11 protein-coding genes are annotated in these 13,537 nt (G+C 63.3%); 6 read left to right on the forward strand and 5 right to left on the reverse strand.

Features of this window, described 5'->3' with window-relative positions; genetic code table 11:
- Both AC1DGD_RS20875 and AC1DGD_RS20880 read left to right on the forward strand, forming a co-directional pair.
- On the forward strand, nt 1-769 hold a 769-nt coding region (locus AC1DGD_RS20875), incomplete at its 5' end, for an SDR family NAD(P)-dependent oxidoreductase (RefSeq protein ID WP_476858099.1).
- 178 nt (nt 770-947) lie between these two features.
- Nucleotides 948-1,430, forward strand: coding sequence for a hypothetical protein (locus tag AC1DGD_RS20880; protein WP_476858100.1), 483 nt, complete (start codon nt 948-950; stop codon nt 1,428-1,430).
- 329 nt (nt 1,431-1,759) lie between these two features.
- On the opposite strand, the gene AC1DGD_RS20885 is transcribed toward AC1DGD_RS20880, so the two are convergent.
- Nucleotides 1,760-3,103 carry an MFS transporter gene (locus tag AC1DGD_RS20885; RefSeq protein WP_476858101.1) on the reverse strand — a complete coding sequence of 448 codons (1,344 nt, stop codon included), beginning with the start codon at nt 3,101-3,103 and terminating at the stop codon, nt 1,760-1,762.
- A gap of 267 nt (nt 3,104-3,370) precedes the next feature.
- On the opposite strand from AC1DGD_RS20885, the gene AC1DGD_RS20890 reads away from it, so the two are divergent.
- The 3 genes from AC1DGD_RS20890 (at nt 3,371) to AC1DGD_RS20900 (ending at nt 6,261) form a co-directional block, all read left to right on the forward strand.
- Nucleotides 3,371-3,952, forward strand: coding sequence for a PadR family transcriptional regulator (locus AC1DGD_RS20890; protein ID WP_476849676.1), 582 nt, complete (start codon nt 3,371-3,373; stop codon nt 3,950-3,952).
- A 171-nt stretch (nt 3,953-4,123) separates the two neighbouring features.
- Entirely contained in the window at nt 4,124-5,221 is a 1,098-nt protein-coding gene (locus tag AC1DGD_RS20895) for an aromatic ring-hydroxylating oxygenase subunit alpha (protein ID WP_028277775.1), read from the forward strand.
- A gap of 35 nt (nt 5,222-5,256) precedes the next feature.
- Nucleotides 5,257-6,261, forward strand: a complete 1,005-nt coding sequence (locus AC1DGD_RS20900; RefSeq protein WP_476858102.1) for a PDR/VanB family oxidoreductase — start codon at nt 5,257-5,259, stop codon at nt 6,259-6,261.
- Nucleotides 6,262-6,329: 68 nt separating this feature from the next.
- On the opposite strand, the gene AC1DGD_RS20905 is transcribed toward AC1DGD_RS20900, so the two are convergent.
- Together AC1DGD_RS20905 and AC1DGD_RS20910 are read right to left on the reverse strand one after the other, a co-directional pair.
- The gene (locus tag AC1DGD_RS20905; RefSeq protein WP_476858103.1) at nt 6,330-6,806 is read right to left on the reverse strand and encodes a hypothetical protein; all 477 of its coding nucleotides are present in this window, start codon (nt 6,804-6,806) and stop codon (nt 6,330-6,332) included.
- Between the two features lie 128 nt (nt 6,807-6,934).
- Nucleotides 6,935-9,145: a hypothetical protein gene (locus tag AC1DGD_RS20910; protein WP_476858104.1), complete on the reverse strand. Its 2,211-nt coding sequence runs from the start codon at nt 9,143-9,145 to the stop codon at nt 6,935-6,937.
- 1,055 nt (nt 9,146-10,200) lie between these two features.
- On the opposite strand from AC1DGD_RS20910, the gene AC1DGD_RS20915 reads away from it, so the two are divergent.
- The gene (locus AC1DGD_RS20915) at nt 10,201-11,376 is read left to right on the forward strand and encodes a zinc-dependent alcohol dehydrogenase (protein WP_230010888.1); all 1,176 of its coding nucleotides are present in this window, start codon (nt 10,201-10,203) and stop codon (nt 11,374-11,376) included.
- Nucleotides 11,377-11,529: 153 nt separating this feature from the next.
- Here the strand turns inward: AC1DGD_RS20915 and AC1DGD_RS20920 are convergent, their stop codons facing one another.
- Both AC1DGD_RS20920 and AC1DGD_RS20925 read right to left on the reverse strand, forming a co-directional pair.
- Complete coding sequence (locus AC1DGD_RS20920; RefSeq protein ID WP_476858105.1) at nt 11,530-11,922, reverse strand: VOC family protein; 393 nt, start codon at nt 11,920-11,922, stop codon at nt 11,530-11,532.
- A gap of 102 nt (nt 11,923-12,024) precedes the next feature.
- A complete protein-coding gene (locus AC1DGD_RS20925) occupies nt 12,025-13,284 on the reverse strand; it encodes an NYN domain-containing protein (protein WP_476849671.1) in 1,260 nt (419 codons plus the stop codon).
- Nucleotides 13,285-13,537: the final 253 nt, after the last annotated feature.

Genomic DNA, 13,537 nt, shown 5'->3' on the forward strand with positions numbered 1-13,537 from the left:
TCATTCATGGCAGGAAGCCACCACCACCGGCCGGTTCGCCGGCAAGACCGTCATCGTCACCGGCGCCGCCTCCGGCATCGGCCAGGCCACCGCCCTGCGCATCGCCAGGGAAGGCGGCCGCGTCATCGCCGCCGACATCAGCAAGGAACGCCTCGATGACCTCGTGGCCGAGAACGCCGCGCTGGACCTGGTCCCCGTGGCCGGCGACATCTCCACCGAGGAGACCGTGGCCGCCGTCGTCGCTGCCGCCGGCGGACGCATCGACGCCCTGGCGAACGTCGCCGGCATCATGGACAACTTCGCCCCGATCCACGAGGTGGACGACGAGCTCTGGGACCGTGTCTTCCGGATCAACGTCACCGCCCTGATGCGCCTGACCCGGGCGGTGGTGCCGCTGATGCTGGACGCCGGGACCGGCTCCGTGGTCAACGTCGCCTCCGAGGCCGGCCTGCGCGGGTCCGCAGCCGGCGCCGCCTACACCGCGTCCAAGCACGCCGTCGTGGGCCTGACCAAGAACTCGGCCGTGATGTACGGGCCCAGGGGCCTGCGCTTCAACGCCGTGGCCCCCGGCCCCACCATCACCAACATCGTGGCCACCTGGGGATCCCAGCTCGCGGCCGAACGCCTCGGCCCGCTGATGCAGGCCACCGTCCCGGCGCCCGCCACCGCGGCGCAGCTCGCCGCGTCCATCACGTTCCTGCTCAGCGACGACGGCACCAACATCAACGGCGCCATCCTCGCCTCCGACGGCGGCTGGTCCGCGCTGTAAAGCACCGCACCAAACGGCAGGCGGGCGACGGCGGGAGGTCCCGCCGTCGTCCGCGTTCCTGTAGGAGGGGAGCGCACCGAGGAACCCGGGCGTTCGTATTGGCTGCGGCCGGAAGGGCCTGTTTCTACGGTGCCGACCGCCGTAGGCTATGGGCATCCACCACATCGAGGAGGCACTCATGCGCACGGCAGCACCCAAGAACCAGGCCGACCAGATCCGCCATCTTTCAGAGAATCTCATCTCTCAGCTCACCGAGGGGAGGGAGTGGGCCACTCCCGGAGTCGAGGCGGCATTGAAAAGAGTGGTGGCCGGGCTCGATGCCGGGATTGAATCTGCGTCTCCGAGGATCCAGACCGGACTACGGCGGCTCGCTGACGACCTCGCCGGTGGAGTGGAAACTCTGGCTCCCCGTGTTCAAGAGGGCCTGAAACGGGTTGCACCGAGTGTTGTCACGACACCCGCGAGGGCTAAGTCGCGGCGGACGGCGTCCGGGAAGGCCTGGGTGATTGCCGGAGTGGCGGCCGTCGCGGTGAGCGCGGGAGTCGCGGCCTGGCTCTATTTTCACCGTGCGGATAACGAGCCGGTGCCGTCCGTGGATACGCAGCGAACCAGGGGCGTGGACCCCGACCTGCGCGCCGCCTCCACAGAGGACCAGACCTGAGGGACCCTACGACACCTGGGAGCCATCCGCGTCCGACGCGGACAGGCCCGTCAATCCTCATGCGCTGCCAAATGCCTATGGCGCTCTCCCCCCACCGGGTTAGCTACAAGACCGTCGACGCGTTCAAGGGATGGCGGGCCGCAGAGTCATGTGCTGTGGGTTCAGCAGGGAGGAGCGGACGACGGCGGGAAGTCCCGCCGTCGTCCGCACTGTGTGGGTCTGGTTTCGTCGGCGTTGAGGCGCATAGCGTTGTGCTGCCGTCTGATTCGGCGGGAGCATCCGGAACAACATCGCCTACGGCCGCCTGAGTCTCGCTCGTTGACCCTGGATTATGCAGGCAGAGCTAGTTCCTTCTCTCCGTCGATTAGGGCGCCGTCATCTTGCTGGGATGGCCGCATTGCCCCAACTGCGCCGCCTGCCACCAGGACTACGACGCCGACGCCCATGTACAGCATGGACGCTGTCCAGTGCGCGTCGAGCAGGGCTCCGGTGATGAGCGGAGCGACGATGGCACCAACGCGGCCTATCCCGATGGCCCAGCCCACGCCGGTGCTCCGGACGGAAGCGCCATAGAGCGCCGGGGTAATTGTGTACATGCCCGCGATGCAGCCGTTGATGAGCATGCCGACAACGCCGCCCGCGACGAAGGCGAGGACCAGAATACCCGCGGTGGAAATGAACATCACCATGGTGGCCGCCGACAGGACGGCGAAAATGACCATCACCTTCCGGCTGTTCCAGCGGATGGTCAGCAGTCCATAGAGCAACGACCCGAAGGTGCCGCCTAAGGTCAGCATCAGCCCGCCGACGACTCCCTGGCTTTCGGTCATGCCGGCCGTGACGAGGAGCCGCGGGGTCCAGCTGTTCACGAAGTAGAAACCGAACATGGTGGCAAAGAAGGCAAGCCAGACGAGCCAGGTGGAGCGGCGGTTGCCGGCTGTGAACAGTTCGGAGACCTTGTTCCTGCGATCATTCTTGGCCGCCACTGCGGGCAGTTCGGTGACGGCGGGCTGTCCGATCTTGCGCGCGATCCTGTTCAGGCGGTCCAAGACATTGCGGGGACGCCGGTTAGCGAGGAAGTCCACAGACTCGGGCAGAAGGACAGCGAGCAGTACGAAGACGGCGGCAGTGCAGATGCCGCCGAATAGAAACACAGAACGCCAGCCGAAGCTGGCCTGCAGAGTCACCGCCGCTGCGCCGCCGAGCGTTGCCCCGATGCCATATCCCGCGGTGTAGATGCTGATGGCCAGACCGCGCCAGCGCTTGGACGAGTACTCGCTGGCGATGACATTTGTGCAGGCGAGTATCCCGCCGATACCGAGGCCCGTGACCACGCGCCAAATCCCGAGTTCCACGGCAGAGTGCGCTACGGAGGCCAGCAGCATCCCGGCAGTTGCGAGACCGACCGAAATCAGGACCATGGGCCGGCGCCCGATGACATCGGCAAAGGGCGCGAGGCCCAGCGAGCCGATGGCCATCCCGACCAGTCCGGCGCTTAGCAGGATACCCAGTTCGGCGCCGCTAAGGCCGAAGTCCCGGGTCACGCTGTTGGCGGTGAAGGCCATGGCCAGCACATCGAAGCCATCGAGGGCGTTGAGGACGATGCACAGGCCCACGATCAGCCATTGATACAGAGACATACGGGACGCGTCGATGCGTTCTTGAAGTTGCATGGGACTACTTTCTAGAGGCCACGGACGGTCCGGGCAGATGCTGAAACTGAGGTGCAGAAGATCTGGTGGCTCTTCTGGAGGCGGAGGCCGGGCCTCGTCGTTGAAGGCTGGCAGCCGGGAAACTATCTATACTGATAGGTAAATGTGGCGCGGGACACAGCATAACTATGAACGTAGTTAGTTGACAAGGGGTTTAATGGAGGCGGCGCCCGGCCCTGCCGCAAGGCATCGGCAGCAGGGCGCCCTGACGGAGAGGATCGGTTACGGGTGAGTTTGCGTTATGCCCTGCTTGCGCTGCTGACGTCTCAGCCCCTCACGGGCTATGACGTTTTCAAGCACTTTGAACAATCCGTCGGCTACGTCTGGCACGCACCGGACTCGCAGATCTATCCCGAACTCCGGCGAATGGAAAAGGATGGCCTGCTGAGCGGAGTGGAAGAGCCCTGGGGCAAGAAAGGCAAAAAGAAGCGCTATCACATCACTCCGGAAGGAGTCGAGGCTTTCCGGGCATGGATGAATACCACCCTGGACTACGCCCGGGAGCGTGACCCGATCCATCTTAAGGCGGCCTACCTTGAGTGGGCCGACCCCGAAGCCGCGCGAGCGCAGATGCGCGCCCATATTGCCTATCACTCCTCCCGCGCGCAGCAATGGCAGGACATGGTTGCCGCCTTGGAAGACCGGAGCAACCCCACGCTTGCGCGCCGCCTCGAGGCCGCGCCTGAGGAGGACCGGGCCAAGATTGCCGGCTACAAAATCTTCACCTATGAAGGCATGATCGAACGCGCCAAAGCGGAGATCGAGTGGGCCAGGCGCGGCCTGGAACTGATAGACAAGCTCGAGTCTTGAGTGCCGAAAGGCCCGGACGCCCGCCCGGGTGTCCGGGCCTTTTGCCGTCCCCTTCTGCGGTTCGCTTATGGGGGCAGCCGGGGGGCCTTGCCACTACCTATCAACATAGTTATGCTGTGATCCAAGCCACTACCTATGAGCATAGGTATACCGTGAGGGGAAGGATCGATCATGACCGCGCTGATGCAGTCCATGAGCTCTACAACGAACAAAGTGCTTGGTTATCCGCTTAACGCCTGGTATGTCGCCGCGTGGGACCACGAGGTAACCCGCAAGCCGATGTCGCGCCGGATTGCGGACCGCCCGCTCGCCCTGTACCGCACCGAGGATGGCAAGGCAGTGGCGCTGGCGGACGCCTGCTGGCACCGCCTAGCCCCGCTGTCCATGGGCAAGACCCTCGGCAAGGACCAAATCCAGTGCCCGTACCACGGCATTATCTACAACTCCGCCGGCCGCTGTGTCTCCATGCCCGCCCAGGAAACCATTAATCCCAGCGCCACCGTACCGTCTTTCCCCGTGATCGAGCGCTACCGCTATGTGTGGGTGTGGCTGGGGGATGCCACCCTCGCGGATCCGGCCCTTATCCCGGACATGCACCAAATGAGCTCGGATGATTGGGCCGGTGATGGCGAGACCATTTTGGCGCCGTGCAACTACCAGCTCGTTCTGGACAACCTGATGGACCTCACCCATGAGGAATTCGTCCACTCTTCCTCGATCGGCCAGGACGAGCTGAGTGAGTCCGATTTCGTCGTGACCCATGACGACAACACCGTCACGGTATCGCGCTGGATGCTCGACATCGAGGCTCCGCCGTTCTGGCTCAAAAACATGCGGGACAAGTTCCCGGGTTTCGAAGGGCGGGTTGACCGCTGGCAGATCATCACCTTCCAGTCGCCCTCGACCATCAACATCGACGTCGGAGTAGCCAAGGCGGGCACTGGCGCCCCCGAAGGCGACCGCAGCCAGGGCGTCAACGGCTTCGTGATGAACACGATTTCGCCGGAAAGCGCCAAAACATGCCACTACTTCTGGGCCTTCATGCGCAACTACCGGCTGGAAAGCCAGCTGATCACCACCCAGCTGCGCAACGGCGTACACGGCGTGTTCGGCGAGGACGAAGAAATGCTGGCGGCCCAGCAGAATGCTATCGACGCCAACCCGGACTACGAGTTCTACAACCTCAACATCGACGCGGGCGGCATGTGGGTGCGACGGCTGATAGAGCGACAACTCGCCGCCGAAGGCCGACTGATCCCCACCGCCTGACCCGATCGCCCGATCCCAGGAAGTTAGAAGAAGACATGGCTGCAACGAACATCGAAGTCTGGCAGATCGGCACTGTGGTCGAGGCGGAGGACATTACCGCAAAGACCCGGCGCCTGGTCCTGGAACAGTCCAGGCCCATGAAAGCCGAGCCGGGCTCGCACATTGACGTGATGGTCTCGATCAACGGCGAGCAGCACAGGCGCTCCTACTCCATCGTCGATTCGAGCGGGGACGGCCGACGTGTGGCGATCAGCGTCTTCAGGGCCCCTCAATCCCGGGGCGGCTCCCACTTCATGCAGGCCCTAGAGCAAGGCGACCGGGTGGAGATCACGCAGCCGCTGCAGAATTTCCCTCTGCGGATCGGCGCTCCGCGCTACGTCCTGCTGGCCGGCGGGATCGGCATCACCGCCATGATCAACATGGCCCGGGTGCTCCGAAACATCAAGGCCGACTACACCTTCGTGTACGCCGGCCGCAGCCGCCCCGCCATGGCCTACCTGGCGCAATTGGAGCAGCTGCATGGCGACGCGCTGCGAGTCCACGTGGACGATGAAGGCACAGCACTCAACGTAGATGAGCTGCTGGCCACGATTGAGCCGGACACTGAGTTGTACATGTGCGGCCCCATCCGGCTCATGGACGCCGTCAAACGGGGCTGGGATGCCCGGGCGCTCAACGTGACAAACCTCCGCTACGAGACCTTTGGCAACAGCGGCTGGTTCGACCCCGAGGAGTTCGTGGTGCGCGTGCCTCGCCTGGGCGTCGAGGCAACCGTCCCCGCCGGAAAGTCCATGCTGGAAGCGCTCGAGGACGCCGGCGTCGACATGATGTTCGACTGCCGCAAGGGCGAATGCGGACTGTGTGAAGTGCGTTTGCTCGGCCTGCGGGGCTCCATCGACCACCGCGATGTCTTCTACAGCGAACGCCAGCAGCATTCCGCAGGCAAGATGTGCTGCTGCGTCTCCCGGGCCGTCAGCTTAAAATCCGGCGCCCGTGCAGACTCGGCAGCCTCCTGTGCCATCGTCACAATCGACGTTTGAGTGCCCACAACTCCGCCGCTCGGGGTGGACCTGGAGTCCGCTGGCGAACCTGGATCACTCCCCGCTTTCTACACTTCGACGGCCCCGCCCGTGGACACTCCGCTCAGGGTGTCAATGTAATCGAGCGTTTTGGGACTGACATGCCGCACGGCCCCAAGAGCCTCCCGGAGAACGGCTCTGCTGGCGTCGTCACCAAGTGCTCCTCGGAGTTCGACTACAGTCTCGATGCCCTGGCTCTCGAACACGCGCGTCATGTCCTCTACCTGGGCGAGACGGCCAGGGGAAGGCCAGCTGATAACTTCGGAAAGCGTCCCGGTATCGAGGCGCCGCCGGAATCCACTGGTCGTGGCGGCATCAGGCCATGCCCCGACCAAAGCGACAACGCGCGGCCTGACGGTCGCGTGGTAGTTCTGTCGTCGCTGCAGGGTCGCATCGACAACGATGGCCCCGATGTGGTCCCAGCCACGGCTGACTTCGATCGAGTCGTCTGTGCCGTGAGAGTCCAATTGCGCGGGGAGGTTGGCAGCATCATTATCGATAGTCATAGGTGAATACTTCCATGCGACAGCAGTGAGCGTGCGGCTGCGGCAGCCCAGATCGGAGCGAAACCATTCCGCTATCAGCAGTCCTGGCTGCCGTCCGACTGCCGGTTATGTGCGTCCGCCGGCGGGATTCATCCGGGTGACTGTCGTCTGATGGAAGCTGAAATTCGATCCTCCATGGCTCGAACGCCGCCGACCGCCGCGGGCCCCATCTGCTGCCTTGCGCGGTTCACCGCGTCGCGGACTTCGCGACGCACTACCCGTTCATTCTGGCTCGACGACTTTTCTCGCGTTTCCCTGGCTAAATCGAGCAGAGCCTGCGGAGCGTAGTGATTGACGCTCATGTCCGTGAGCAGGGGTAGCTGCACTCTCAGATCCTGTTCGATGGCGGTGCGGAGCGGGCCCAACCGAAGCAATTGAGTGAGGAAATCCGGGCTCAACACCGGCGACGCAGGCGCTTGCGGGCCAAGGCGCTCCCGGAGGTGGTCCTTCATCTTCATGGCTGTTCTGTCGAACGTCAGCCACCATGCAAGGTAGCCCATGGGTGATGGTCCAATCGTCCGCCGATACTCGATGACGCCGACTGAGTTTTCGACGTCGTGGGCAACCAAGCGAGACCGCGTCCCTTGCTCGGCTCCGTAGTCACCTCGTTGACGCCTTCTCTCGTGAGTCTCATTCCATAGTTCCTGAACTGCACCCCGGAGTTCGGTCGATGCGGCATTCGAGTGCTCAAGAAGACTCTTGGTCTCGATAGAGAATTCGTCGGCAAGGTAGTCGCTGACGTCCTGCAACGGCTGTTCTCGTCCACAGATGTTCCGTTGCCAGTCCAGGAATTCGGTCTCCGGTCGGCCCGAGAGCACGAAGGCCGAATAAAGAAAGGGCACTCTTCCTGACCAAGTCGACGTTCTGTTGTGACCATAAGCAACCGCCAGGTTGAGGTGTCTTTCAACTTCTTCAACGACTCCGTCCGTTACATATAGGAGCAACCCTGCGTCGACCGCTGCGCGCATCAGAATCGTAAAGTGGCGCTCTTCCGGATCGTCTACCAGGCTCTCTCCGATAAGGGGCAGGATCGCGGTGGTGTCCATCCATATGTCGCCTTCACTGAAGACGTTGAGCACGACTTTCTGGACGTCCGGGGTTTGTTTCAGGAACGCGAAAAGCGTGTATGCGTCGGCTAGTCGCCGAAGATGCGACTGTGTTTGCGGCGAAGGCTGTTCCAGTAGGTGCATTATGGCCGCGGCCGCGGCATCAGAACTGAGCTCACGGATGCCACCATTTGCTGTGATTCGGTCCGCTATGGCTACAGGGCTGAGTTGGAACGGTGCTCCTGTTTCCACGGCTTCGGCAAAAGACTCACCTCGTTCCAGGAGTGTTTCTTCCAAGACTGTTCGCAGTTCCCGAGAAATCTCGGTCAACTGTGCTTCGCTCAGTGCCTTCGGTGCTTCGACGGCTCGAACCGCCGCAATGAGTTTCGCATCGAGGGCAGCTTCATCAAGAAGGAACTTGGCCGTCTGATCATTTATCCTCTTGGCCTCCTCAAAACTGAGATGGTACGTGTCCTCGGCCCCGGACGCTGATTTGTGTTGCTTGATGGGGCCCTTCCGAGACAGGCGGTTCAATGCGCTCAGGGTCAGAGCATCGACCTGCCCTCGCTTCCCCACGGGCATGCGGAGGGCGACGCCATCTTTGATTTCGCTAAGGCTGAGCCTGTTGTATGTGTTCGAATCGTGAAGCGCCGCCAAGACCAATGACTCGAAGCAGCTCTTGGTAAGACTCTGATCGGTTGCCTGATCTTCGCCGTCGAGAGCCAAGTGCAGCACCGCGACCTTGCTCTCATCGGCGGTCAAGGTCGATATTCTTTCGAGGACCCCTCGTTTGGACAGGAGCGGATCCACAAAGCGCTGAGCCAGCTCTTCACTGGCCACTCGTCGTTGCGGATAGGACTTCTCACGGTCCACAAACCACGACCGGTCCCGGATGTCTACGGTTATATTCCGATCACGTCGGGACTCTTCCCTGAGTTCATCGGCAGCCGGACCAATCACCTGGTTAGTCAGGTAGATCATGGTGCTGACCGAAGGGAAATTCCTCTTGAGGGTGTCCAGCGTGCTCGCAATTTTCGACTTCCAACCCGCCGTGACAGAGTACTGAAATGCAACTTTAGGCACCCCATCAATCGTGAATATTTCGGCGTCTCTACCCTTGTCTCCGTTCGGAGCCGCCATCGTCCGCAGGGCCGGATATTCGACGGCTAAGAACTCCGACGCGAACGATTCGAATATCTCCCAGTCTCCAGGGCCAATCCGTTCTAGGGCGAGAGACAATCGCGGGTTCGGCATGACCGAATCATAACCACCACAAACCTCCCTTGAACATCGCCCCAAAGATCGATAGCCGATTGATTTTCGGGGGAGCGGCGGCCCGGTTCCGGTGCTTTGCCTCGCGAGTTGCTTTGGTTAAAACTTCCGCGCGGAATCACGTGTAAACAGCCCGTTGACTTTCGCGTCTCCTGCGAGGACCATGACGAGTGAAAGTCAATGATGGGGGGATAACTCAAAGTTCTGACCTGCCGAAAATATGTATGTGTGCCGATTATTCCCGCGCCAAATTTTAGGCTGCTGCGGAATATCACTTACGCCGAAGCTCGTGTTTCCGCGTCTGTTAGACAGCTCCGAATCTGGGGATCAACGGAGAGAAAATGATTAGCAATTCCTTAAAGCCGGCTGCAGACGCGCCCGGTGTTTTTACATCTGAACCTCTAGCGTCCGGCCAGAGCGATCGAATTCGTGCAATGGTGCACGGTCGGGCAGCACTGTTAACAGCCGAATGCGATGCAGAACGCAAGACGCCAGATCTCGTGGTCTCAAGGACAGCGAGCCCTGGGTTTGACGCAGCTGCGTTCAGTCTGTCGGGTATATGGGACGCGGCTAAGGACCTCACCGGTCGCGCTTGGGACGCAATTAACGATGTTCTGACTAACGAGGGCGGCGGCGGCGGTGGCGGTGGCAGTGGCGGCGGTGCTCGCATAATAGCGAGCACGGACGCAGCCGAAATCGTCACAACCACTCGAGCGCCGGCATTGTAGGTAAACGAGACCAAACGCAACGGACGACGGCCGGGAGTCCCGCCGTCGTCCGCTTTGTGCGAAGGTGCCGCTGAGCCGCCGGGCGGCTATTTGGGGCGGGCGGCCAGGGCGGATGCCAGGCCGTGACCGCACCCTGCCCTCAGCCGCGGGCACCCGCCCTTCGAACGAGCTCATCGCCAGCCGGTCCGACCATCTAAGTCGCCGTCCTCGTAGGACTCAGCCCGACGCTCCTTCCCATCCGGGCGCGAACAAGGAATGATCTTATTGATCAGTAGACTTACTAATTTGGTTGCGACTGAAGGAGCGAATATGAGGGCACTTACCTGGCAGGGAAAGCGGTCGGTCAGCGTGGAGATGGTTCCGGATCCGGTCATTGAGAAGGGGACGGACGCCATCGTCAGGATCACCTCATCGGCCATATGCGGCTCGGACCTCCACCTGTACGAGGTCCTTGGCCCCTATATGAAGGCCGGCGACATCCTGGGGCACGAACCCATGGGCGTCGTTGAGGAGGTCGGCTCCGAGGTCAGGAACCTCAAGCCGGGCGACAGGGTGGTCATCCCCTTCAACATCTCCTGCGGCCATTGCTGGATGTGCAAACAGGGGCTGCAGTCCCAGTGTGAAACCACCCAGGTCCATGCCCACAACAGCGGGGCGAGCCTGTTCGGGTTCTCCGAGCTCTACGGTTCGGTCCCCGGTGGGCAGGCGGAATACCTGCGCGTGCCCCACGCCGACTACGGGCCGATAAAGGTCGGGCACGAACTGCCTGATGAGCGGTACCTCTACCTCTCCGATATTCTTCCCACCGCCTGGCAGGGAGTGAAATACGCCGACGTCCCCGCCGGCGGCACCCTGGCGGTCTTTGGTCTCGGCCCGGTGGGGCAGTTCGCCAGCCGCGTCGGTCGACACCTGGGTCAGCGCGTCATCGCCATCGAGCCGGTTCCGGAACGCCGCCGCATGGCCGAGCGGCACGGGGTGGAAACGATCGATTTCACAAAGGACGTCAGCGACCAGCTTCGCGATATGACGGATGGAAGGGGCCCCGACGCGGTCGTCGACGCCGTCGGCATGGAAGCGCACAATTCGCCCGTCGGCGCCTTTGCGCAGAATGCGGTGGGGCTCTTGCCGGATGCCTTGGCAAAGAAGGCCATGGAAACTGCGGGTGTAGACCGCATGACGGTTCTCCATGCAGCGATCGACTCCGTGCGCCGGGGAGGCACCGTTTCGCTAAGCGGGGTGTACGGGGGTACAGCGAGCCCCATGCCCCTGCTGAGCATGTTCGACAAGCAGATCCAACTCCGGATGGGCCAGTGCAACGTCCGCCGGTGGACGGACGAGCTGCTCCCGCTCGTGGAAGATTCCGCAGACCCGCTCGGCGTCATGGACCTGAAGACTCACGAGGTCGACCTCGACGGTGCCGCGGCCGCCTACGAGATCTTCCAGAAAAAGGAAGACGGCTGCATCAAGGTGGTCCTGAAGCCGTAGCGAAGATGTCCCCGCTCCGGGAGATCTCCTCAGGTCTTCCGTCAGCCGGACCCAAGCGCAGCTGGGCTCCCCATTAGACAGGAACGGGAGCCCAGCTAGGCGACCTCGGTGAAAAGAAATCCCGCCGTCGTCCGCTTGCGTGTTAAACGGCCGCTATTCGCCGGCGGGCTGGAACAACTCGACAACGTTCCCGGACGGGTCCTCCAGCAGGATCTGCTGTCCGCCCGGGCCCCTGACAATGTCGTTCCGGAACGTGACGCCTGCCGCGCGCAACCGCTCCACTTCGGCCGCGATATCGCCCACGATGAGGTGGATGCGGTTCCAGCCCCCCGGCACGGGCACCGTGCCGTCCGGCATGGGCCGGCCTGCAGAGCTGGCCGGCCCGCTCAGGAGGAGCCGCAACCGGCCGCGGGTGACATCGGCGAACGCCGGCGCGGCGCTCATCCTGACGGTGAATCCGAGATGCGCTGTATAGAAGTCGACCGCGGCATCGACGTCGGCCACCATATATCGGACGCTGACCAGCTCCGTAAGGTCGTTGGGCATTTCCAGCTCCTTTCCGAATTCGTTTGGGAGTACCCGATGTCGATAGATCACACTGTGGATCGGTTTGGCACCCGACGCAAGCCCACGACGGCGGGAGGTTCGCTACGCCCGGGAGCCGCCGGGGCCGGACTCCAGCAGCCCGCCGCCGGCCCAGCGCCTGAGCGCGAGCTTTTCGGCGTCGTCGAACTCCATGAGGGCCAGCCGGCACAGCTCTTCCACGTTTCTGGTCCACGCGGCAGCGAGTTCCGCCGCTGATATCTCCTCTGCGAGGGAGCCGCCGGCGTACACCACGCCCTGGATCACGAAGTTGACGGCAGAGCGGGACACCGGCTGCCCGGCCGCCACGCAGTCGTCCCGGACGGACCGTGCCAATTCGCTGCGGTTGCCCGAATGGTCGCGCAGCTTCGCCGCCAGGGACAGGAAGACCTGTCTGAACTGTTCTGCTGACAGCGCCGGAACGTCCGTGACCCGGGTGACCTGCTCCTCGATCGCGGGCCGGGCGTCGGAGGCCAGCGAGGAGGGCTCCGGGGAGAACCGCTTCGCGTCCCACACCCAGCCGGGCGACGGCGTGGACGAGTATTGGACCCCCTGGCCGATCTGGGCGATCCAGGCCCCGAACTTGCCGTGCCCGCCCCAATCGGTCTTCAGCGACGGGTCCGCGGTCAGGGCCCGGTGCGCCGCGACCGCTCCCGTGACCGGACCCGGCGCGGCCTGCACCAGGGCCCGGACCTCGTCGGCGGCCGACGTCGCGGACCCGGGCGTGCCCTGGGCGGTGCGGAGCGGGGTGCCAAGTCCGGCGGACGGGACCATGCGGGGGATGCCGGCCGCGGTCCCGTTGAGGATTGCCACGAAGTCGTGGGACTCCACCACGCTGTCCGCCATCTCCCGGTATGCGAACGCCACGGCGCCGGCAGCGATGACGGTGGTCATGCGGTCGGCCGCCCGGAACCGCTGGACCAGCGACGTGAAGTCGGCGTCGGCAGACGCGACGAAGAACTCCTCAATATGTGCCGCGCCGGCCAGGGCATCCATTGCGTCCAGCACCAGGTTGATGTCGGTGCTGGACTTGCCCCGCTGGGTCAGGGAGGGGCAGTCGATCACGCGGAAGCCCGCGCGGGTCCAGTACGGCCGGTACTTGGAGTAGATCACCGGATTGAGGTAGCAGTTGCGGATCAGGAAGCGCCGGGATTCTTCGCCCGCGCCGCCGGCGGCCAGCGCCTCCGTCCAGTGCTTGGGGTCCTCGGCGAATCTCTTCGCGGCCGCGGGGTCCAAGGCCATCAGGCCGGTATAGACGTTGTCGAAGTCCACGAACATCGCGGCACGGATGCCAGGCCGCCGGGACTGGGGGAGGGGATCACTCATCGGCTCAGTGTGCCAGCAGGAGGGCGGCGCGTGCCAGGGGTGCCCGCTTGGTTGCCCAGTTGCCGCCGTGTGCCGGACCTCATGGCGGGAACAGGAGGTCCATACGTGTATCCGGGATCGGCCGCGCGCGCAGGAACAGCTTGCTACGGCCAGTTTTCGACTGTAAGCATCCACGCCAGAAACCCCGCGTGACCTGCGAAGACGCATGTCCAGGCCCGCGGCCCACCGGACTAAGATGGATCCACGTCGTCGA

The sequence above is a fragment of the Arthrobacter sp. 05T45 genome (assembly GCF_056395875.1).

What these genes read in the sequence shown, in the direction of transcription:
- AC1DGD_RS20915 (WP_230010888.1), top strand. Translation starts at nt 10,201, where the DNA reads ATGAGGGCACTTACCTGGCAGGGAAAGCGGTCGGTCAGCGTGGAGATG.
- AC1DGD_RS20905 (WP_476858103.1), bottom strand. Translation starts at nt 6,806, where the DNA reads ATGACTATCGATAATGATGCTGCCAACCTCCCCGCGCAATTGGACTCT.
- AC1DGD_RS20910 (WP_476858104.1), bottom strand. Translation starts at nt 9,145, where the DNA reads ATGCCGAACCCGCGATTGTCTCTCGCCCTAGAACGGATTGGCCCTGGA.
- AC1DGD_RS20900 (WP_476858102.1), top strand. Translation starts at nt 5,257, where the DNA reads ATGGCTGCAACGAACATCGAAGTCTGGCAGATCGGCACTGTGGTCGAG.
- AC1DGD_RS20885 (WP_476858101.1), bottom strand. Translation starts at nt 3,103, where the DNA reads ATGCAACTTCAAGAACGCATCGACGCGTCCCGTATGTCTCTGTATCAA.
- AC1DGD_RS20920 (WP_476858105.1), bottom strand. Translation starts at nt 11,922, where the DNA reads ATGCCCAACGACCTTACGGAGCTGGTCAGCGTCCGATATATGGTGGCC.
- AC1DGD_RS20895 (WP_028277775.1), top strand. Translation starts at nt 4,124, where the DNA reads ATGACCGCGCTGATGCAGTCCATGAGCTCTACAACGAACAAAGTGCTT.
- AC1DGD_RS20880 (WP_476858100.1), top strand. Translation starts at nt 948, where the DNA reads ATGCGCACGGCAGCACCCAAGAACCAGGCCGACCAGATCCGCCATCTT.
- AC1DGD_RS20925 (WP_476849671.1), bottom strand. Translation starts at nt 13,284, where the DNA reads ATGAGTGATCCCCTCCCCCAGTCCCGGCGGCCTGGCATCCGTGCCGCG.